The following is a 20660-nucleotide window of genomic DNA, read 5'->3' on the forward strand; positions in this document are numbered from 1 at the left end:
TATACTATGGTACGTCTCCAATCACGCTTAACGCTATGCGTCACTGCTGCTGCAATAGCGCTCGCTAGCTTGTCTGGCACGGCACAGGAGCGCCCTTCCTCACTAACTGTTTCTACTGCTTCGCCGGGTGGAGTATATGCCATCTATGGCGAAGGGGTGGCCCAATTGGTCAGTGACGTTGTTGGTGTGCCTACTTCCACCCGCCAGACACAAGGGCCTGCTCAAAATCTAGTCCTGCTGCAAAGTAACCAAGCGGAACTGGCCATGGTGACTTCAGGCCCGGCTTACGAAGCTATGAACGGTGAACTGAGCTTAATGGCCGGGCAGGAGTACGATGATTTGCGTGTGCTTTTTGCCATGTATCCGACGCCCTTTCAGATGATTGCACCTGCTAGCGCCAATGTTTCCTCAATTGAGGACTTTAATGGTAAGCGTCTGGGAGCGGGGCCAAGAGCCGGCACGGGCGGCGAATACTGGACACGTTGGCTTGAGGACATGGGAGTTGATGCAGACCTGCAATATGGAGGGATAGGTGACCAGGCCAGTCAGCTCGCCGACGGACGTTTGGATGCCATCGTCACGGCAGGTGGTATTCCTCACCCTTCGTTGTCGGAGCTGGAAAATACTCAGGATGTTGTGATTTTCGGCATGTCGGACAAGGTGCAATCGGAAATCCTCAAGCTAAACCCCTATGCGGTGGAATTTACCATTCCTCAAGGAACCTACGAAACTCCAAAGAAAGATCTGCAAACGGTAGCCATGTGGAACTTCATGACCGCTGACGCCGACATGTCAGAGGAGTTGGCGTACGAGATCACCAAGGCGGTATTAGAGAATAATGAGCGCATGCGCTCTACCCACTCCGCTGCCAAGGACACCCTGGCCGAGAACATCGTCAAGAACACATTTATTCCTCTCCACCCTGGCGCTGCGCGTTATTACGAGGAGATCGGTGTCAAGATTCCCGACAGTATCCAGCCACAGCAAGAGGGTAAATAACGTATGAGCCTCGCATCGTCGGCCTCGGGCCTGCTATCGCAAAATGAGGAGTATCTGCGCTTGGCCGCCATCTTTGGTGAGGAAAGGACTGTCGATGCGTACTTGGCATTCGAACGAGCCTTAGCGGAAGTACAAAGTGAGTTGGGAGTCATTCCCTCGGGAGCAGTGGCCTTCATTGAGGCTACTTGCCGACTCAACGCACTGGATCTGGAGGCGCTGAATCGTGATGCAGCGCGGGTAGGGTATCCGATTGTCCCTCTAGTAGAACAGTTGGCCGAACGGGCCGGTGCTCCAGGGCAATGGATACATTATGGAGCCACTACCCAAGATGTTATGGATACGGCCCAAGCGCTACAAATGCGTGAGGCTGGTGACATAATACTTCAGAACCTTGGACAGCTTGAGTCACTACTGGCCGAGCTAGTCGTCGCTCACCGCCATACTTTGATGGTGGGGCGATCCAAGCTCCAGCACGCTGTACCCATCACTTTTGGATTTAAAGCAGCAGTCTGGCTGGACCAACTGATACGGCGACGCTACGTGCTAGTGAACGCGCTTGATGCAGCTTCCGTCGTGCAGTTTGGCGGCGCAACAGGAACATTAGCTTCGTTGCCGGAACAGGGATTGGCCGTACGTGCGGGACTGGCATGCAAACTTGGGCTCAGGGAGCCCGACATCAGCTGGCATGTCTCCCGTGACCGTATGGCAGATGTAGTCTATGCCTTGGCTTCCCTCGCAGCTGCATTAGGCAAAATTGCTGTCGATATCTCGCATATGATGTCAACGGAAGTCGGGGAGTTGTGCGAACCGGCTGCCGAGGGCCGGGGGAGCTCCTCGACCATGCCGCAGAAACGGAATCCGGTACTTTGCGAGGCGATCATCGAAGCCGCCCGTGACATTCGCGGCTGCCCGGCACGGGTATTAGATGCCATGTTGCAGGATCATGAGCGTGCCATTGGCCATGGCTATGGTGAGCGGCGCGCCCTGGTAGCGGCAATGACGGAGACGGCCGGCGCGGTATCCCTGGCAGTGGAGCTGGTGCAGGGCCTGGAAGTGAAGCCGGGTGCCATGGCCCATAACGTGAACCTGTCGAAAGGCTTAGCCTATGCTGAAGCGGCCATGCTGCACTTAGCCAAACAGGTGGGGCGTATCGAGGCACACCATGTCCTGCGTGACGTTTGCCAGCGGGTCGTCGACGAAGAGGGGCTCACCCTCAAACAAGCGTTGCGCGAGGCTGGGATTCATATGCCTGATAATATATTTAGACCAGCGAGCCTAGAAAGTGCACTCGCCGGTATGGTTGACCGCGTGCTCTCCAGAGTGACATGAAACGCCCAGCAAGGAAGCAAAGCCATTGAAGCGTCCCGTCTCGGGAATCGGAAACAACCACTGGATACGATCCACTAGCACTTACGTTAATGGCGAGAAGACGGCACACTCGAACGTATCCTGTCATGCCTTCAGCTGTTCGACGACCGCGCTATCGGCGTCGCAATATGATAGAGCGTCTGTTTGGCTGGTTGCAGGAGGAGGGGCAACTCTGTACGCGCTTCGGCAAGTTGGCAAAAAACTTACCACGCCATGGTCACGCTGGCCTGCATCGAACGCTGTCTCAGGATATTTTTTCAGATAAGCGTAGGGGAAAATGGAAGCCTACGACACATGGTCTGGGTTAAGCCGCCAGGTACGGCCACCATGGGCTACACCTATCTCGACGCCTAGCCAAGCCCTTATCGGTGATGAGCCCGTTACCTCTCTCTATGTGACTGACAATCCCATGGAAGGCATTTCCATTGTTATGTCCATCGGGAGCATGAGCACGGTGATAAGCTACCTGCGACAGGAGGAGACCACACAGTTGTCCGCGTAAGTCTGGCGTTTGCGTCGGCGTCGATCGTTGTTTCCTTTCGCCGATCTTGGGCGGGTATCTTTTGGTAGGTAGTGACTGCATACAGAACTGTCCCGCGTAGCATGCAAGCCACGGCCTTGGACGTTAACTTAATTACGCAAGCAGAGGATAATGGTCCAGACTGTCAGGCTTGGCGGCGCATGCGGGATTACAGGGAACCAATGACATATCCAGACTCGGCCATATCGCAGTTGGGCTTCGAAGCGATATTCAATGCCTCACCCAACGCCTATCTGCTGCTATCGCCAGAGCTTGTACTCACTAAGGCCAACAATGCGTATCTGCGGACAACGGGTCGTCTCCGCGAAGGGCTGATTGGTCGCGACGTGTTCGAGGTGTTTCCCGGCCTCGCCGATTTGTCAGGCGTCGAGCAGTTACGCGCCTCGTTCAAGCGCGTACTCGAGGAGCGCTGCCCCGATACCCTGACGCTGTTACATTACCCCATTGTTGCCACATCGACGGGGAAAGTCGAGGATCGCTATTGGAGCGCGACGAACATCCCCATTCTCAACGCCCGCGGCGACGTGGCAATGATTCTGCATCACACCACAGATGTCACCGAGCTGCAGCGCTTCAGACAACAGCTGAATGCCGAGGCGACGCGGGATCCCTTGGTCTCGGGCCGAGACGACCTGCACAGGTATGTGTTCGGTCATGCCCAGGATGTCCAGCAGGCCAATGAGTCACTGCTGGCCGAACGGACCCATCTGCGACGACTGTTCGAGCAAGCGCCTGGCTTCGTCTGCGTGCTACGCGGCCCCGAACATGTATTCGAGCTAGCGAATGCCGCCTATCGACAGATAGTCGGCCGTCAGGACCTACTAGGCAAGCCCGTCAGAGAGGCGCTTCCCGACCTCGAGGGGCAAGGGTTTTATGAGCTGCTGGATCGTGTCTACACGACAGGCGAGCCCTTTGTTGGCCAAGCGGTTCGAATTCATCTGCCGGAGGCCTGCCAGCATACCGAGGTTTACGTCGATTTCGTTTACCAGCCGATCACCGACCCAGAAGGAAGGATCACAGGCATCTTCGTTCAAGGGAATGATGTCACCAAGGCACACCAGCTGGCCCGCGAGATCCAGCATCAGGCAAGTCATGATGCCCTAACCGGGCTCGTCAATCGGAGTGAGTTCGAAAGCCGCGTCAATCACTGGCTCGAGGAAGCGTCACTAACGGGAACGGAATATGCCCTACTCTACTTCGATCTGGATCAGTTCAAGGTCGTTAACGACACGTGCGGTCATGCCGCTGGTGATGAGCTGCTTCGCTATCTAAGTGCGCAACTGAGTGAATGGACCCCTCCGGGGAGTATCCTGGCGCGTCTGGGTGGCGACGAGTTCGGGCTGCTGCTCAGGGTGGCGTCGGCCGGTTACGCCCAGCACATCGCCGAGGAGCTGCGTGAGCTGGCGGCGGGGCTGGAGTTCCGCTGGGGTAAGCTCCGCTTCGGCGTGCAGGTCAGTATCGGTTTGGTGGCCTTTGGACAGGGATACACGCTTAAGGAGATCCTAAGCACGGCGGACTCCGCCTGCTTACTGGCCAAGGAGAAGGGCCGCAACCGTGTACACGTCTATTCGCCGGATGATGATGAGTTATCGTCTCGCCTGCGTGAGATGAGCTGGATCGGCCGCTTGCGGGAGGCGCTAAACGAGGAGCGCCTGATCCTGCATGCACAGCGTATCGCCCCGATCCGAGCCGACAGTGACCAACAACGGTGGGAGGTTCTTGTAAGACTGCAAGAAGTGGATGGCAGCCTCGTGCCACCGATGGCATTCATCCCGGCAGCCGAACGCTATAACCTAATGCCGCTGATTGACCGTTACGTCGTGGAAAAAGTGTTCCGCTACGCCGAGAACTTGCCCGTTGCCGAGCGTGACCGGATGACGCTTTCGATCAACCTGTCAGGCGCGACACTGGGCGATAACGAGTTCCTGGCATTCGTGCAGGAGAAACTGACGCAGTATGCTATCTCACCGGAGCGAATCTGTTTCGAAATCACCGAGACGATGGCGGTGGCCAACCTTAAGCAGACCGCCCAGCTTCTTCACGCCTTGCGAAAATTGGGGTTCCGGTTCGCGCTCGACGACTTCGGCAGCGGTATGTCGTCGCTCGGGTACCTAAAGAATCTTCCTGTCGATTTTCTCAAGATTGATGGCGCGTTCGTCAAAGATATCGTCGACGATAGGGTGGACCGTGCCATGGTTGAAGCCATTGCCAGGGTTGCCAGCGTAATGGGCATACAGACTGTTGCTGAATACGTTGAGAATGACCGCATCCTGGCGCTGCTGGACTCCCTGGGCGTCGATTTTGCGCAAGGGTTTGGCGTACACCGGCCTGGGCCACTCGGTTCAACGGCGCATGAAGATGCCGGATTGAGCGGTTGACGATCCAGCCTTCGTTAACCGCGTCACGCACACTGGCATGCACTGCAAAAGAAACGCAAGATGCGCTTGAGGATACTGTCGGACCTTCATCTGGAACACTTCGACGAACCACGAGCATTACCGCAGCCCGATGCCGATATTGTCATTCTGGCAGGTGACATTCACTCGGGCGTTCAGGGACTGAACTGGGCAGTGGACCAATTTGCCGGTACGCCTATCCTCTATGTCCCCGGCAACCATGAGTTCTACGGCACTGCCATGCCGACGCTGCGGCGGAAACTAGAAGACGAAGCCACGCGGCTGGGCATCCACCTGTTGGACAATCGCACGCTGACCCTGAGCGGCATGCGCTTTCATGGCACCACGTTGTGGACCGACTTTGCCCTCTAGGCCGGACAGCCGGCTATGTTACCTCGCTCACCGAGGCCAGGGCGCAGGGCCTGATGCCGGACTTCCGAATCATAGAGCAGCCGAACGGGGAGGTGTTTACTCCGGCGGAAAGCGGAAGGGGAGCTATCATGGCCATTCAGGGGGCCGAGAGTAGTAATCAGCCACCATGCGCCCCTGTCGGACTGTATTCCTTCACGCTACCGAGGTGATTCACTCTCCCCGGCCTTTGCGTCCCATCTCCCGCAGCTGATGGGCCGCATGGATCTTTGGATTCACGACCATGTGCACGAGCCCGTGAATCTCAATGTGAACGGAACACGTGTCATCGCCAACCCTGGAGGCTATCCCGGCGAGTTCGTTCCGCCCCTGTACTCACCCGACCTGGTTATTGAGGTAACTACTCATGACATGCGCTAGCTCCGCTGAAGCGCTCTTTGCCTCTAGTCTTTAAGTCCCGAAGTGAAATGACCTTGGTACGAACCATTGTTCAAGAGACAGCTCTAGCCCAGGTATTCAAACGCGCCAAGCCCCCAGCTTCATACTCTCATCGACGTCCATCAACCAATTCATCCGGATACCCTTTTTCTCTTATTCTTCAGTGCCGGGAGGAAAATAAAAAATCAACTTTTTCTCTTAACAGATATTTCTCTGTGACATTTAATGTACTAATTATTGCTGATGGAGAAAATTAGATAAAACAAATAAGTCTATTTGCTTAATTGGCTATCTATGTTGCCGATATACTGACTGTGACGTCTGCAGTACACGTGCCCAATGGGTTCGTCCTTCCTTTACGTCACGCCCCGGCTTGTGCCGGAGCACCTGTATTGCGTATTTGCCTCAGCCACCGGTTCGTCGAACCGTGTTGGTTGGGGTTTTTTTCTTGCCCTGAGTTTGCCAAATCGCGTCGCCAACTTTGACCTCGCCGGGCATCCCCAAGAACGATAGCCTTGCTCCTGCCACTCACCTTAAGGAGCGTACCCATGGCAAACCGGAAAACTCGTGAGCAACTGAGCGATCGTGCCGATACGTTGAACCGCAACAAGGGCACGAACGGCCAAAACATGAAGAATGCCAAGGCTAACGGCAACCACAGCAAGCAACTTCAAGAGAACCGGTCCACCGGAAAGTGACAGCCTAGGGGACAGGGACGTCCCACGGACTCAGGACACCATGCCGCCATGACAGACTACGCGCTTCCCACACTCGGTGAATTCGTTAAGACCTTGTTCGATATCACTGGGGTGATGCCCCGGAAGCATGAGGCCCAGCAGGAGCCAACCGGCTTTTCCGAGAAGCAGAAGAAAACTTATCAGACCCGCCTTCAGCGCCTGGCGAAGGAGAGGGGGGAGCTGCAACCCAACGTCGATCAGTTGTTCGCCTTATTAGCACAGTGCCTGGACTACGCTATCCGCTGTCCGGTACGGGCCAGTCAGCTGACGGCCCTGATCAACGACTTATACGGCCTGTATGCATCCCTGGTAAAAACCCAAGGGACTTTCATGTCCAAGCGGGACTCGGTCAGGTTTCTACTGGTGACTTACCTGGCCGACGAAGGCACACGTTGCTTGATGAGGGAATGGTTGAAATCTCTGGGCTTCGTCATTCAACCCATCCGGCCGCCGGATCCCTTCTGGTTCCTGCCTACCTCAGAAGCGGGGCGCCAGGTGTCGCCGTTGAGTAAAGTGCTTCGCTGGGCCTATGAATCCTGTGGTCAGACCCTGGTGGGGTTCCATAGGCAGCCGAGTCCCGAAGGACAAGATCCCGATACCCATGAGTGGCGCAACGAGAAATCGGCCAGGAACTGGCAGCGAGGCGAAAGCATACCCTCCCTGGGCAACTTGATGCAGAACCTGGAAACATCCTTCGAAGTGCAGGAGGCCATAGGCAACCCGATCGATACACCCTTGCAGGATGCCATCGTGACCCACGCAGTTCTTGCCCGAATGGCGACCATGGCCGCTTCTCTTATCAGCCAAGCGTTTGGCCAGGCATTTCTGGAAAAACTCTGCGCACAGATCCGTGTATATGCCACCTGGATGAACGAGGAGCTCGACGACTTCAATCGAGAGTATGAGGAGCAGCGAGGCCAGATAGGCCCCGGCCAGGAGCAGAATGCTCAGGTTCTATTGGGGCTGAAAATGGCACCTCAATTTTGGGCTTTCTTCGAGGCCAAACGGCAAAGCGCCTCGGAAATTTTACGACACCATACAAGCCTGACAGGCGAACCAGATCCGTCGCTCGTGAAGCGGATTGAGAGCACGTATGGTTCCTATGTGGCACGAGTGCCTCTGGATGCCGTGTCTCGTTGGTGCCAGCCACCCCCCGTAGGTATCGTGGCGCTGATCGAGCGTGGCCTGTCGCTGCGCAAGGATCCTGAAATCAGCCCGGCGGCCATTGATGCGTATGAGGCGGACATGGCCCAGGCGGAGGTGGCTGCCCGACTCGCTTGGCTTCTGCACTGGCTGCGGGGTGTCGCCTGTTATCGCGCCGAAGACTTTGCCTCGGCGGCGACTCACTATCAGCAGGCGTTCGACGCAGCCAAGTACACGGCCGGTGAGTACCAATACCTGCTCGTGAACCAGTATATCGAGGTGATGGCAAAGACCCGCCAATGGCGGCCATTTAAGAAAGGTGTTTTGTGGGCATGCTATCTTGGTGTATCGGTTCGCTGGCTTCGTGAAGACGAGCCCACCACTGACAACCTGAAATGGGTCTACGGGCTCATGGGACTACCACAGGTGAACTACCCTCTCCTGTAAAAAAAGCGCCCCGGCACGTGGCCGGGGCGGGTAGGAGGCGTAGCCAATCACATCAGGTGCTGATTAGAACGCTTCCCACTCCTCCTCAACTGACGCCTGTGTGGCCAGCGGCTTCCTCGCGGCAGGCGCACCGATAGCAGGGCGCCGCAGAGGTTCACGCCCCTTGCCCGAAGGTTCGCCCCGGTGGGAATCAATCACTGGTTGATCGTCTCCCAATACAAACGAATTGATCAGACGGTTGAGGCGCTGAGCATGGCGGCTCATCTCGCTGGCTGCCGAGGAGGAGTGTTGGACCATGACGGCATTCTGCTGGGTCATGGTGTCCATTTCCGCCACGGCCGTATTGATCTGGCCGATCCCGCTACTCTGTTCCTTCGCCCCCGCACTGATTTCGGAGATCACATCCGTCACCCGGCCCACGCTCTCGACGATATCGTGCATGGTCTGGCCGGCCGAGCGCACCAGCTCGGCACCGGAACGGGTATGCGAGGACGATGTGTCGATCAGCATGCGGATTTCCCGCGACGCATCGCTCGAGCGGCTGGCCAGGGTACGCACTTCCTGAGCGACGACCGCAAAGCCCCGGCCATGCTCGCCGGCTCGGGCGGCTTCGACGGAAGCGTTGAGCGCCAGGATGTTGGTCTGGAACGCGATCGCGTCGATCATGGTGATGATGTCGCTGATCTTCTCGGCCGACGCGTTGATGTCGGCCATGGTCCGCTCGACCTGGTTCATCGCCGTCTCGCCCTGACGGGCCACATCAGCTGTTGTCTGAACCAGCTGATTGGCCTGCTGGGCCGACTCGGCACTGTGATTGACCGTCGAGGTAATCTCCTCCATGGAGGCAGAGGTCTCCTGCAGGTTCGCCGCGGCCTGGTCGGTGCGTGACGCCAACTCCTCGCTGCTTTGGGCGATCTCGCCGGCGGCTTGATGGACACTGCGGGTGCTGACGCGCACTTCACGCAAGGTCTGCTGCATACGTTCCACGAAGGCATTGAATTGGATGGCCAACTCGCCCACCTCATCATGACTTACCACAGCCAGGCGCCGGGTCAGATCGCCCTTGCCATTGGCGATGTCCTTCATGGCTTCGGCGGTGCGCCGGATCGGCTTTACGGTGCGACGAACCAGCAGGAAGGCAATGGCCGCGACGCCCAACAGCATTCCCGCACCCAGCACCGCGAAGACAACGATGATCTGACGCAGTTCCGCTTGGGCGGCGGCTTCGAGCGTGGCCATGGCCTCATCGACATCGGTGACATAGACTCCGGCCCCCAGGATCCAGCCCCATTTCTCGATGCCGGCGGCATAGGAATACTTGGGTTCGATCTGCTCGGTACGGGGGTGAGGCCAGCCGTACTGATAGAAACCGCCACCTTTCTTGGCGATGGCAATCATGTCACGTACCAGGTATTTCCCGTTGGGATCCTGCTTGTCGAGCATAGCGGTACCCTCCAGCTGCGGCTGGTGGGGGAGTACCAGGTTGGTGCCTGCATAGTCGTAGACGAAAATGTAGTTCTCGCCCGCGAAGCGGATCGAACGCAGCACATCGCGAGCGCGTGTCTGAGCCTCGGTGTCATTGGGCCCGGCCGCGGCCACGATGGGGGCGATGGCCGTCTTGGCGGTTTCAATCACGTTGCGAACCGCTGCCTTGCGATCCTCGATCAGCATGCCACGTTGTTCGGCAAGGTTGGTCTGGGTGTCCTTCATTCGCTCGAATAGCGATGCCGACACCAAGGTGCCGGTGACAATGACCAGCGGAATCAGGACAAGACAGAGGACCTTGGTCTGCAAGCTGAGCGACCGGAAGCGATGCTTGAGGGAACGGGCTGTCACGGGAACTCCAGGCGAAATGTTGTGAAGACGCTCCGTTATGGAAACGCTTTCTACATATCGGCATTGAAGGTGCAGTCTTGAATCCTTATTGACCCTGATTGCCAGTGCGCCCGACCTATCGGTGGTTGTCTCAGAAGGGCATCAACGTCCCGGTTTATTGCCAGCGTTCTTCTTTTGAGCATTGCTGCCCTTGCGGGTTGTTCTTCGCGAAGGTGCAGAGGAGCGTTGCGTTGTCGTTGGGGCTGATCGCCGACGGGCCTTAGGCTGCGTCACGGTCTTGCCTGATTGGCTACCAGGGGCTTTTCGGCGGGGCTTTCGCTGAGTCGGCGTAGTCTTGCTCGCTGGCTTGGGTGATGGCGGGGCTGGCGCGGCGGTTTCCAAGGTTCGACACGCCATATAGTGCAGCCCGCGCAGCCCACAGCCGATCATCCCGACAAGCGTGAAGCCGCTGGCCAGGCGATCGACGTCTTCGATCGGTCCCGGCGCCAGCTTGGCCATGCCCGGCGTGACGGCCAGGCCTAGCCAGACACCGATGGCCAGCGACAACAGGGCCAGCGGTAATACTCCATTCATCATGCCCCAGGCTGACGGAAAAACGCCTGGCCCCAGGCGATGGATCAACCATCGCCAAAGCCTGAACAGCACGCGGCTGCCCTTGTCCACTGCAAACAGCAACGCCACACCCAGTGCGGTGGAGACTGTCAGCAGGAGAAAAACGTAGCTCACCGCAATGATGTGCCGCCTCCTTACACCTATGGCGTCAGGGGATCATGGATCTCCATCTACCCAAAAACTGGTCCCGTCCAAGCAGTCTCGGGCAACGGCTCGCCTGCACTGCCTCATGTTTGACGGCCGGCTCATTATTTCACCCATCTCATTGCTTCCAAGGCCTGGGCCAGTTCAGCACGCATGACAAATTCATAATGGCCATCGGGGTTGGTGACCACCTCGTTACCGGTCGATAGCGTCCAAAACCACATCGGCTCGCCATTGCTTCGTTTGGGCGGCTCGTACCCCAGCTTTTTAGCCACCTCGCGGCCCAGCGTTCCATAGTGCAGGTTGGCGGCATTGTAGTTCTCATAGCCGACCGCCCGCGCCAACTCCGTGGCCGTGATGGTATGTGCCGGTGCTGCGTATTGGGCGCGTAACAGGGCAAGGTACTGGGTGTTGCGAAATTGCTTCTCGTCGCGAAGCTTGAGAAGCGCTTTCTGATAGTCGTCCTTGGTCGAAACCACTCTGCCTCCTTACTACCGAATTCTCGTCAGATCCACTCTAGCAGAGCGCATCGCGTCATCTGCAAACGCAGTCAGACTCTGCATTGCCAGTATCGCTTGTGCGATATAGTCCCTACCACGACGTGAACACATGCAAGCAAGTGACGGGTGATAGGACATGGGTAACCAGGACTGGGCGCCAGAAGGCTGGAATGAGCAGCAGTATGGTGAGTGCATCCCTGGAACGTAGCCTCACTCACCAGTGGTAGTTAAACCCGCCGGCGAACGTATCGAGGTCATAGTCAGTGGCACCGATGGAATGGCGCATGATATCGGCGTTCAGGCTGAACAACTCATTCACATCGATCTCGACGCCAAGGCCGATGCCCGGATTGGAATCCCGGTCACTGGCACGATAGGTTGCATTCCCGTAAGTCAGCGTCTCGGTGGCCTTGGCGTGCGAGACACCGGCCAGCGCATAGATCTGAAAGTCGGAGTTCACCGGTAGCACCCCTTTCAGATACAGCCCGGCCAGATAATCGAGCTCGAGCTCATCGGAAAGTGGGCCGTAGGTAAGGGTATCCGAACCACCACCGCTCAGCTGGGCCTCAATGCCAAAATAGCGGCTCACGTCATAGCCGAGACGGATCCGGGCTGTCGTGTCCTTGTACTCGTCGTCCAGACCATCGTATTCGAGTTGCCACTGTTGGGCGTCAAGCCCGAAATACAGTCCATCCAGGCCGACGGCCTGGGCGACCCCAGACAGGGTAAAAAGCGAGATAGCGGCGGCAAGCCCGGCCAGCAGAGTCGTTTGTTTCATTGTCGTTCCCGTTGAATGATGATGGCTCTCCGGCTCAAGCCGGGAGGACAGACAGCGCTGTCGGATAGCACTTTACCGCCGGGAGGCATACCTGGTGGTTGTGCTGGCGCCGGATTCGGATGCCAGTGATGTCTATCGGGAGGGCAATGTCTCTTTGACGCACGCCTATCTCTTCCCCATAGCAGAGAGAGGCTATGCATGAGGCTGCGAAGAATCGGATTCCAGTACCATGGGCAGATGTTGCGGCGCGCCCCATCATGGCTTGGATGATCGTAGACGGGTCAGGGAGGCGTTCGCCGGGTGGTGCGAGACATTGGCGATGATAACAGGCTGCCGAGGCCCTTTAGAGACCAGTGAGAGCCCCGTTGTGAGCGTCACTCATCATACCCTCGCCGCCAAGGGTTTCTCTCGGTGTCAGATGCATTCTGGATCTCCCGGTGCATGTCCCAGTCGGCTAGTGGTTCTTCCTGTGCCTGGGTCGGCGAGGCATTGATAGTCATAAACAGCATGACTGTCCCGATGAGCAACAGCCCTAGCAAGATGGTGCGTCCCATACCGATTTCCCTGCGTCATGATTATATCGTTGTCCTTTGAGCCTACCCATGTTCTGAAAACGGTGCAGTTACATTCCCTTAGGCTTAAGGCTAAGCGTGCCTTTTATAATCAGCCTTGGAGATTGGTCAGATAGTCCAGGGAGCAGCACTGCAATGGTGACCGAATGGCTTTGCAAAACGCTTATGAAATCGCCTCATCCGCACCGCTAGGCAAAAGGAAGCGCTGAAGTTATTAGCATTTAACTTAATCCTCGCGAGTAGACCTGATAAAGTACCACAGAGGTTAGGGGGCTCATCAGAGCCCCTCGAAATATTGCAGAATATATGGCAAAAATACGGGATGTAGCGGTAATACTAACGACGTGAAGGAGGAAAGAATTGATAATTAATGGCATCGACATAGAAAGAAGCAGCCGTGGTTTTTTTTCTGCTCGCGACCTTCATAGGGCTTCTGGTAAAAATATCGGCTTTAGGCCGGACGTATTTCTTGATGGCCAAGCCGCAAAAAATATAGTAGGAGTAGAGGTTGTTAGAAACCCAGGTGATTTGAAACATGTAGAAGAGACGACTGGCTCTCAACCAAGATTATTTTTTTCACCTTTATTAAGCATGGCATATGTAGCATGGCTAGATAATATATTTGAAGATTTTTTCAAAAGCTACGAAGAGGATATCTATAACAGGGGGTGCGAATACGGAGCCACCACCCAGGAACAAAAGATAAGAGATAAATTTATCGATGAGGGGTACCAAGCAGGGCTAAAGGAAGGAGAGGCTAAAATAGAAAAATTTACATCTAGCCTCCCGCCGCATCCTGTACAGGATAAAAGCATCAGCAGTAGCGAAGCATGGAATGCTGTTTACCCTGAGTCTAACCATGTGTCTCGTGATTTTCTCACATATTTGCTGTTAAGAGCAGCTACTTATAGAAATATGGGCAGGGAAGGACTTCTCTCTGAATATGATTGGGATAATAATTGCTATTGGCTGACGCCTGAGTTCGCATTCTCGGTTGCTTCCTTCTTTCCTGATGGAAGTGCTGAGAATTTACGGTTCTTAGGTTTCATTAGGTCTGTAACCGGTTCGAAGGTTTGGCGAAGTAATATTTAAAAACCTTGATAAACACAAATTCCGGTTGGCGTTTGGTCGTGGTTTTACGAGTTACTCCTGCACGGGATCTGTAGCAAAGATAAGCTATAGCCGCCTTTGCCAAGGAGGACGGACTTGAATTGAAATCCTGGGCTGGACCCGAACGCTTTGAGCATAGGGATGCTGGAAGGGGCAGTGCCGATCGAAGGTGGTACACGGCAACGTGTACCACGGCTTCGCCTTGTGTGTTGTAGCGCTGACGTTATCGGTTGGAGTTGCCCAGAGCGGATTCGCTTACGCGTTCAGCCTCGGTCCGAAAATCAAATAGGAGGTCATCTAAGCCGGGTCAGCCGCATATCGTCCGGCCAGCGCCTTGGTCGACCGGTAAGGAGTTCTTGGGAAATTTGTACTCGCCAACCTGGCAATGGCCGTGAATGCAATGATCATTGGTCGGATAAAAAATCACCCCAATCAGACTAGGCTTGACTCATGTCACGACAAAGGCACGGAGGCACCATGTGTGGACGTTATGTCCTATTCTTACCAGGCCCTTATTGGGCTCCTCGAGCAGGGGCGGTAGCCTCAGCGAACGAGCAGAACCCTCGATACAATGTGTCGCCGGTAACATGGGTGACAACGATCCGCCAGTCAGACGACGCAAGCCCACCCGCCGTAGTGGACATGTGGTGGGGATACCAACCCGGCTGGACTGGTGGCAAAGGGCGCCAGCCAATCAATGCGCGAGCTAAAACCGTGGCAACGTCGCCATTCTTTCGCAGCGCCTTTCAGAAACACCGGTGCCTCATTCCGGCTGATGGTTGGTATGAGTGGCTCAAGGGGACGTCACCCAAGCAGCCTCATTTCCTAACCCGGGATGATCGGCAGCTACTCTTTTTCGTAGTATTTTTGCCGATCGGGCTGATGGCGCTCCAGGATGCGCCATCATTACCGAGCCGGCCCGGGGCGTCTCTCGAGAAGTTCATGATCGGATGCCACTGACTTTCGACGAGGAGAGTCTCGCCTCATGGCTTAGTCCTGACCTGGCCGAGAAAGAAACGATCCGGCATATAGTGCACCATGTAAAGGCTGATTCCATTGTTCACTGGCCAGTTTCCACTCAGGTAAACCGGCCAAGTGGCCCAGGCGATAAGGCGTTGATCAATCCGCTATGATACCGTGGCCAGCCTGGTGCTCGCCATGATCCCGCTTTGCGTCGTGACATGACTGCCGTTACGCGCATGGGGGATTTGTGGACATGTTATCGCTGTTGCAGGGGTTGTGTCACGAGCAGGCTATGGCATGGCTGAGGCTTTCCGGCGGGATAACTAACTGGTAGATTCGCGCGTCAGGAGCGATAATGTGCGATCCGGACAGCGGATCACTAGTCAGGCCGTACGTTACCCTGGCTAGAGGTCGGCCTCGCATTGTTGGGAACTATTTCGTATGTGCTACATCCTACGAGGATGCACGACAGGGCCTGAGACCAAGCCTGGCGTGAAGCACGTATCGCGTAGTCAGAAATAAACTAGCAGAAGGAATGTATATGTCAGATCATAATATTGACGATTTTGAATCAGCGTTGAAAGATCAGTTAGAAGCCTTTAAGGATAAACAGGTTTACGAAAGAGAAATTGCCACAAAATATATAAGCAAGCCTGCAGGTTCACGCTCCGTTACCAAGCCACCCGTAGCCAAGCCGGTAAAACGCAAGCCCACAAAAAGCAGTGTCGGACAAACCCAGAAGGGCTTGCGTGTCAAACTCGCCGTAAGAAAGAAGCAAATTTCCCTTGATGAAGAATTTATCCATGAGTCCCGTAGTATCTCTCGCCTGGATGCACAGTTGGAAGCGGAGCGTGCCGCGCGTGCAGCTGGATATCCAATTGTTGGATACGTGATTGACATCGAATCTATGTGAGCGAGAGGAGGCAGAATGCTGTCCCTGGCCCACAGAGTATATGAGCCAAGAGATATGCCATTAACCTACGTGGTATTTCCGGGGCACCGTTTTTTCCTCTACTTATCTGGTTAGGCTGTTGTATTAATATGCACTCCCGCTAAATCTTTAAGCGCCTAACCTTTCCATAAAATAAGTGCAGACTAGCACAACTATTCTGAAGCATCAGAAAGGACTTGCTGATGGTCAGCCGGGTGCAACCCGTTGGTCACGGGAGTTGCTGTGGATTGAAACAACTCTCCTGTCTCCAGAAGGTGATGAGCCAGGCGGATATTCAGTGAAGTTAGCCCACCCCCCAGCCAGGCCTGCATCGCTTTGCGACTGCTTATCAAGTGGGGAGCCAGCGCAAGGGCCAAGTCGCGCTTCGTGCGTGACGTCACGATGCGGCAACGTCGCGGATCAGCCAGGCCTCGCAGGCCGTCCCTCAAATCCTCGTTCACTGCCTGAAGGTAAGGGGGTGAAGCAACGATCAGGTAGCTATCGTTGGGTGCGGCGTGCATGAGCGAGGCGAGCGAGCGCAGCCCTGTTTGGCCCGGTAAGCGGGATCGGCAGAGCCAGCGCCACCAGTCGGCCGAGTTGCCTGGAACGCTATCTCGGTGCCCTGGGGAAAATGTAGCCTGATAACCTGGAACACGATCCTCACCCTGTAGCAATCCCAGTCCCGCTGACAGTACATGCAATTGCGCTGGATAGGCTTCGAGCAGCTGGCGCACCTGTTGCCAATGGGCACCTTGGTACAGCGTATGCGCGGGCGAAGTCTCGAACTGAGCCGCGGCGTGGAGCTTGTCTCTCCAGTAGCGGAAACGTCGCGCTGCGGACTCGCTGGGGTGTTCCTCGCCCAGACAGAGCCCTGGAGGGGCTGCGAGCCGCTTGCGCTGGGCACAGGTGGTAATCAAGTGGAAGCTGGCTGGCCCCTGAGGCTTTATTGGTCCAACCCCTCTCCGCCGTGCACAAGGTGGCGACAAGCACGTCATGATCAGAACTCCCTGGCTGTTTGACATGCGCCGAGTCTACCTTCGTCACGAAAAATGCAAGCCGGCATGCCCTCCGGTTCACCGTGATAGTCGCGTCCATTATCGGGTCGAGGACAACCCAGTCCTGAACAGGGAACCGTTAGCATGGCAGGCATTCGTTTCCGGGGAAGTCTCTCGCATGTTATCTGTTGCCATTGCTTGTCAGTCCAAGCCATTTGCTGCCCATCTGTGGCGGTATCGTGACGCAATGCCGCCGGCCTGGTTCCCGGCTGGCCTTATGCATGCGAAAGGCAAGGGATCAGAGAGGCGAGTATCTATTCCTTCCGATAGGTTGATGCGTCCGCACGTTGGCCTCATGCTGCGCAGCTGCCGGCCTCAACGCCTGAGTCGTCGGTGAGCCTGCCGGGTAGAAGTCCATTTATACCGTTATCGTTTTTTGAAACTAGCATTATTACCGGTGGAGAACTCAAATGAAAGTTCTTGCCAGCGACACCTGGGCTGGACAGATCGAAGGCCACCCCGCCGAAATCAACTTCGTGGTGTATGCCGACCAGGTCGCGGAGGGCAGGGGGGAGGTCGACGTCAGCCTTTGCCAGGCCGGGCGCACTGAAGCGCCCCAGCTGCTGATCGGCACGTTTCAGCTGTTCCTTCGGGACTTCGATACCCCTTGGCTGCAGCGCTTCTGGAGCCTATACCAGCACAACTCCGCTTTTCGCCGAGAAGTCGACGCGTTCTACTGTCTTGCGGCCTATCAGACCCCAGTCATTCAACAGTCGATCAGTCTTCCCAGGGCAGAGGCCACGATCACAGTCGATAGCCCCTTGGCTAACGCGATCTGGGCATTGAATGCTCAGGGCTTCGAGACGCTGGCTTCCAGTGCCGGCGGGGCGTACCGCAAGGCATTCGTTACGGCACGCCATCTTCCGCGTGAGCTCGAGGAGGTCGCCCAGGCGGCCGGCTTCGCTGTTGCCAATGGCACGCTGAGCACCGATGTGCCGTTCTGCCAACCCCTGGCTGCCGAGGCCGCGTCACAATCGCTGGTGCAGATGCTGCATGATTGGTCGCAGGGGGAGTTGCGCCAGGCATCAACGTATCAAAGCTATCGAGCGCACGTACGATCCTGCTCACTGGTCCGTTTACCATCAGGAACCGTGCCGTCGAAGCCTCGTGCCGAGCCGATCGCCGCCCTGGTCCGCAAGAGTCTCGCTGGTAAGGCCGGGGTCAGCGATTATGCCCAGTTGCGCTCAGGGCGCGACGACTATACGCGGATGAAGTCCGCTGATTTGTTGCGAGTGCTCGAACTGCCGTCATTGCCGGCGTCTCTGCGTGACCGGGATCCGGCCTGGGCCAGGCGGGTGTTGCGCTGGATGGCCCGAGGCCTGTCAGAAGGCATGGCTCTGCAAAAGGTGGCGGTCGACGAGGCAATGACCGACCGGGCCCGGGAAAAGTCCAAGCGTGAAAAGGGGCTTGATGCAGCGACGTCTTCGTCATCGGAATCGCCTACATGATGGCCATGCCGCTGGCGTCCTTCGATGCTGAGACCCATAGCCAACCGAGTGCCTGCTTCGTGGTGGCCGATGGTGCCGATCTGCTGAGCTTGTGGCCCTTGGTGTCGCGACACGACCGAGTGTTTACCCTGTCACACCGCGACACTGAAAGGAGTGGCTCTCCACAGGATAGCGCCATTCGGATTGCCTCTGTGGTATCGGTACCGAACGGTTTGCCATTGTTGTCGCAGGCTACGGTCGCAGTGCTACAAAGCCGTCTGATACACCTGATTGCCGGCGAACCTGCGCTGGGCGCATTGCCCTGGATGGTCGTTCTACCTGCTCCGTGGCTAGAGCCGGTGCGTGAAACACTCAGCGGTGCCGGCATCAAGCATGTGGTTGCGTTGGAACTGCCGCGAGCCAGGTGAAAGCAGCAATCCCATCAGGCGTTTCTCTGTGACGTTGTCACATCAGAATCTCAAGATCGTTCCCTGTGCTTTGCAACGAGGCGCCGCTCCGTTATAGTTATCGAACGCTGTTTTTTAACTCAAGATCCGCCACGGCATTTTCTGGCCACCGCCGGCGGGCAGACCCTCTCCGTGCCAACCAAGGATAAGGCCATGGACACACATGCGCTGCTGATCACTGTCTTGCTCTACGTTTTCCTGCCGTTGTGGGGGGTTGCCGGGTTCGTGGACTGGTGCTGTCACCGGGCCTCTAAAATCGAGGCCACCTCTGGCCTGAAGGAATCGCTGATTCATTCGTTGATGGGTATCCAGATCGCCATCCCGATCCTGTTCTGCCTGGTGTACCGCGTGAACGTTTTGGTCCTGCTGGTCTGTCTGGTCGCGTGGGTACTGCATGAAGTCGCGGCACACCTGGATCTTCATGTCGCGACGCCACAGCGGGAAATCAGTGTCTGGGAGATGCATGCCCATACCTACCTGGGCAGCTTGCCCCTGTACATGCTGGCGATGATCTTCGTGATCAACTGGCCGGTAGTGCTGGACCTGGTGTCACTCGACTGGCAGGGACAGATGACGCTGGAGCCAATCCGGGCCCCCCATGGAGGTGAGGACTACCTGCCGTTCTACCTGACCTTCATGGGTGTGCTGTGCGTAGCGCCGTATGCCGAAGAGAACCTGCGCTGCCTGCGCCAGGCGCTCACCAAGCGGGGCGTGTGGCTATGAGCGTCTACATCACCAGTAGCGGGCATTTCCTGCCCGGGGAGCCGGTGGACAACGAGCGTATCGAGGTGGTCCTCGGCCAGGTCCATGGCAAGCGGAGTCGCCTGAAGCGTCGCATCCTGCAGTCCAATGGCATTTTGCAGCGTCACTACGCCATCGATGCTGAGCACAACACGCTGTACAGCAACAGCGAGATGGCGGCCAGGGCAGGGCGGGCGTGTCTTGAGCAGGGGTATATCAGCCCCTCGCGCCTGGACATGCTGAGTGTGGCCACCAGCCAGGGCGACCTGGTGCTGCCGGGCTTCGGCAGTATGGTGCAGGCCGAGCTCGGCCTGGCCGATATCGAGTTGCACAGTGCGCATGGCATCTGCTCGAGCAGCATGATGGCCTTGAAGGCGGCCTACACCGCATGCCTTGTCGGGGAGCACCGCAATGCCCTGGTCGTGGCCAGCGAGCTGGCCTCGCGCCTGTTCAAGGCCAGCCGCTACGAGGCGGCGGGGGAATCCGTCGACTTCAATGCCGAGTTCCTGCGCTGGATGCTGTCCGATGGAGCCGGGGCTCTACTCCTTGAGACCCGGCCGCGCGACGTCTGCTTTCGCATCGACTGGATCCGCGGCATCTCGCATGCCGACGCGTACCCGGTATGCATGAGCGTGGGGAACCCCAGCGATCCCCGTGATAACCGCACCTGGCAGGACTTCCCCACCTATGCCGAGGCTGAGGCCGCCGGGGCGTTACTGATTCGCCAGGATGTCCGGCTGCTGGACAATATCGTCAAGCTGGGCGTGGACGGTCTGCTGCGCCTGATGGATGAAAAGCGCGTCGACGTGAGGCAGATCGACCACGTTCTCTGTCACTACTCCTCGCATTACTTCCGGGGCCGTATTTTCGACATGCTCACCCAGGCCGGCGCTGCCATTCCCGAAGAGAAGTGGTACACCAATCTTTATAGCCGGGGAAACACCGGCTGCGCCTCGATGTTCATCATGCTCGACGAATTTCGCCGCACGCGGGACTACCAAGTCGGAGACACGCTGCTCTGCATGGTCCCCGAGAGCGGCCGTTTCAATAACGTGTATATGCACCTGACCGTAGTGGAGGAGTGAA

General features: G+C 56.8%; 17 protein-coding genes and 2 pseudogenes. 14 read left to right on the forward strand and 5 right to left on the reverse strand.

Annotation, left to right across the window (positions count from 1 at the left end):
* Positions 1–6: 6 nt before the first annotated feature.
* The 7 genes and pseudogenes from MHM84_RS20305 (at position 7) to MHM84_RS20335 (ending at position 8438) form a co-directional block, all read left to right on the forward strand.
* Entirely contained in the window at positions 7–999 is a 993-nt protein-coding gene (locus MHM84_RS20305) for a TAXI family TRAP transporter solute-binding subunit (RefSeq protein WP_239268710.1), read from the forward strand.
* A gap of 3 nt (positions 1000–1002) precedes the next feature.
* Complete coding sequence (locus tag MHM84_RS20310; protein ID WP_239268712.1) at positions 1003–2328, forward strand: adenylosuccinate lyase family protein; 1326 nt, start codon at positions 1003–1005, stop codon at positions 2326–2328.
* Between the two features lie 143 nt (positions 2329–2471).
* Positions 2472–2625, forward strand: a pseudogene (locus MHM84_RS20315) (transposase); the annotation flags it as partial.
* Positions 2626–2970: 345 nt separating this feature from the next.
* Positions 2971–5286, forward strand: a complete 2316-nt coding sequence (locus MHM84_RS20320; RefSeq protein WP_239268714.1) for an EAL domain-containing protein — start codon at positions 2971–2973, stop codon at positions 5284–5286.
* 60 nt (positions 5287–5346) lie between these two features.
* The gene (locus tag MHM84_RS20325; protein ID WP_239268716.1) at positions 5347–5676 is read left to right on the forward strand and encodes a metallophosphoesterase; all 330 of its coding nucleotides are present in this window, start codon (positions 5347–5349) and stop codon (positions 5674–5676) included.
* Positions 5677–6659: 983 nt separating this feature from the next.
* Positions 6660–6809, forward strand: a complete 150-nt coding sequence (locus MHM84_RS20330; RefSeq protein ID WP_239268718.1) for a hypothetical protein — start codon at positions 6660–6662, stop codon at positions 6807–6809.
* Positions 6810–6857: 48 nt separating this feature from the next.
* Complete coding sequence (locus MHM84_RS20335) at positions 6858–8438, forward strand: hypothetical protein (RefSeq protein ID WP_239268720.1); 1581 nt, start codon at positions 6858–6860, stop codon at positions 8436–8438.
* 63 nt (positions 8439–8501) lie between these two features.
* On the opposite strand, the gene MHM84_RS20340 is transcribed toward MHM84_RS20335, so the two are convergent.
* The 5 genes from MHM84_RS20340 to MHM84_RS20360 all read right to left on the reverse strand — a co-directional run bounded on the left by MHM84_RS20340 (position 8502) and on the right by MHM84_RS20360 (position 12862).
* A complete protein-coding gene (locus MHM84_RS20340) occupies positions 8502–10274 on the reverse strand; it encodes a methyl-accepting chemotaxis protein (protein ID WP_239268722.1) in 1773 nt (590 codons plus the stop codon).
* Positions 10275–10415: 141 nt separating this feature from the next.
* The gene (locus tag MHM84_RS20345; protein WP_239268724.1) at positions 10416–11000 is read right to left on the reverse strand and encodes a hypothetical protein; all 585 of its coding nucleotides are present in this window, start codon (positions 10998–11000) and stop codon (positions 10416–10418) included.
* A 134-nt stretch (positions 11001–11134) separates the two neighbouring features.
* Entirely contained in the window at positions 11135–11509 is a 375-nt protein-coding gene (locus tag MHM84_RS20350; protein WP_239268726.1) for a hypothetical protein, read from the reverse strand.
* Between the two features lie 235 nt (positions 11510–11744).
* Positions 11745–12308, reverse strand: coding sequence for a porin family protein (locus MHM84_RS20355; protein WP_239268728.1), 564 nt, complete (start codon positions 12306–12308; stop codon positions 11745–11747).
* A gap of 374 nt (positions 12309–12682) precedes the next feature.
* Positions 12683–12862: a hypothetical protein gene (locus MHM84_RS20360; RefSeq protein ID WP_239268730.1), complete on the reverse strand. Its 180-nt coding sequence runs from the start codon at positions 12860–12862 to the stop codon at positions 12683–12685.
* Positions 12863–13240: 378 nt separating this feature from the next.
* Here MHM84_RS20360 and MHM84_RS20365 point away from each other — a divergent pair, with 378 nt between their 5' ends.
* From MHM84_RS20365 to MHM84_RS20395, 7 genes and pseudogenes are all read left to right on the forward strand, one after another.
* Positions 13241–13972, forward strand: coding sequence for a hypothetical protein (locus tag MHM84_RS20365; RefSeq protein ID WP_239268732.1), 732 nt, complete (start codon positions 13241–13243; stop codon positions 13970–13972).
* A gap of 495 nt (positions 13973–14467) precedes the next feature.
* Positions 14468–15123 (forward strand): annotated as a pseudogene (locus tag MHM84_RS20370) (SOS response-associated peptidase).
* A gap of 371 nt (positions 15124–15494) precedes the next feature.
* Positions 15495–15866 carry a hypothetical protein gene (locus tag MHM84_RS20375; RefSeq protein WP_239268734.1) on the forward strand — a complete coding sequence of 124 codons (372 nt, stop codon included), beginning with the start codon at positions 15495–15497 and terminating at the stop codon, positions 15864–15866.
* A gap of 1483 nt (positions 15867–17349) precedes the next feature.
* Positions 17350–18387 carry a hypothetical protein gene (locus MHM84_RS20380; protein ID WP_239268736.1) on the forward strand — a complete coding sequence of 346 codons (1038 nt, stop codon included), beginning with the start codon at positions 17350–17352 and terminating at the stop codon, positions 18385–18387.
* Positions 18384–18794 carry a hypothetical protein gene (locus MHM84_RS20385; RefSeq protein WP_239268738.1) on the forward strand — a complete coding sequence of 137 codons (411 nt, stop codon included), beginning with the start codon at positions 18384–18386 and terminating at the stop codon, positions 18792–18794. Before MHM84_RS20380 ends, MHM84_RS20385 begins: the two co-directional genes overlap by 4 nt.
* A 192-nt stretch (positions 18795–18986) precedes the next feature.
* On the forward strand, positions 18987–19556 hold the full coding sequence (locus tag MHM84_RS20390; RefSeq protein WP_239268740.1) for a diguanylate cyclase: 570 nt from the start codon (positions 18987–18989) through the stop codon (positions 19554–19556).
* Positions 19553–20659 (forward strand): beta-ketoacyl-ACP synthase III, encoded by a 1107-nt coding sequence (locus MHM84_RS20395; RefSeq protein ID WP_239268742.1) that lies wholly within the window; start codon positions 19553–19555, stop codon positions 20657–20659. The genes MHM84_RS20390 and MHM84_RS20395 overlap by 4 nt, the downstream gene beginning before the upstream one ends.
* Position 20660: the final 1 nt, after the last annotated feature.

The organism is Halomonas sp. McH1-25, assembly GCF_022348165.1.
GTDB lineage: Bacteria > Pseudomonadota > Gammaproteobacteria > Pseudomonadales > Halomonadaceae > Modicisalibacter.

What these genes read in the sequence shown, in the direction of transcription:
- MHM84_RS20335 (WP_239268720.1), top strand. Translation starts at nt 6,858, where the DNA reads ATGACAGACTACGCGCTTCCCACACTCGGTGAATTCGTTAAGACCTTG.
- MHM84_RS20305 (WP_239268710.1), top strand. Translation starts at nt 7, where the DNA reads ATGGTACGTCTCCAATCACGCTTAACGCTATGCGTCACTGCTGCTGCA.
- MHM84_RS20395 (WP_239268742.1), top strand. Translation starts at nt 19,553, where the DNA reads ATGAGCGTCTACATCACCAGTAGCGGGCATTTCCTGCCCGGGGAGCCG.
- MHM84_RS20320 (WP_239268714.1), top strand. Translation starts at nt 2,971, where the DNA reads ATGCAAGCCACGGCCTTGGACGTTAACTTAATTACGCAAGCAGAGGAT.
- MHM84_RS20385 (WP_239268738.1), top strand. Translation starts at nt 18,384, where the DNA reads ATGATGGCCATGCCGCTGGCGTCCTTCGATGCTGAGACCCATAGCCAA.
- MHM84_RS20360 (WP_239268730.1), bottom strand. Translation starts at nt 12,862, where the DNA reads ATGGGACGCACCATCTTGCTAGGGCTGTTGCTCATCGGGACAGTCATG.
- MHM84_RS20355 (WP_239268728.1), bottom strand. Translation starts at nt 12,308, where the DNA reads ATGAAACAAACGACTCTGCTGGCCGGGCTTGCCGCCGCTATCTCGCTT.
- MHM84_RS20390 (WP_239268740.1), top strand. Translation starts at nt 18,987, where the DNA reads ATGGACACACATGCGCTGCTGATCACTGTCTTGCTCTACGTTTTCCTG.
- MHM84_RS20330 (WP_239268718.1), top strand. Translation starts at nt 6,660, where the DNA reads ATGGCAAACCGGAAAACTCGTGAGCAACTGAGCGATCGTGCCGATACG.
- MHM84_RS20380 (WP_239268736.1), top strand. Translation starts at nt 17,350, where the DNA reads ATGAAAGTTCTTGCCAGCGACACCTGGGCTGGACAGATCGAAGGCCAC.
- MHM84_RS20375 (WP_239268734.1), top strand. Translation starts at nt 15,495, where the DNA reads ATGTCAGATCATAATATTGACGATTTTGAATCAGCGTTGAAAGATCAG.
- MHM84_RS20310 (WP_239268712.1), top strand. Translation starts at nt 1,003, where the DNA reads ATGAGCCTCGCATCGTCGGCCTCGGGCCTGCTATCGCAAAATGAGGAG.
- MHM84_RS20325 (WP_239268716.1), top strand. Translation starts at nt 5,347, where the DNA reads ATGCGCTTGAGGATACTGTCGGACCTTCATCTGGAACACTTCGACGAA.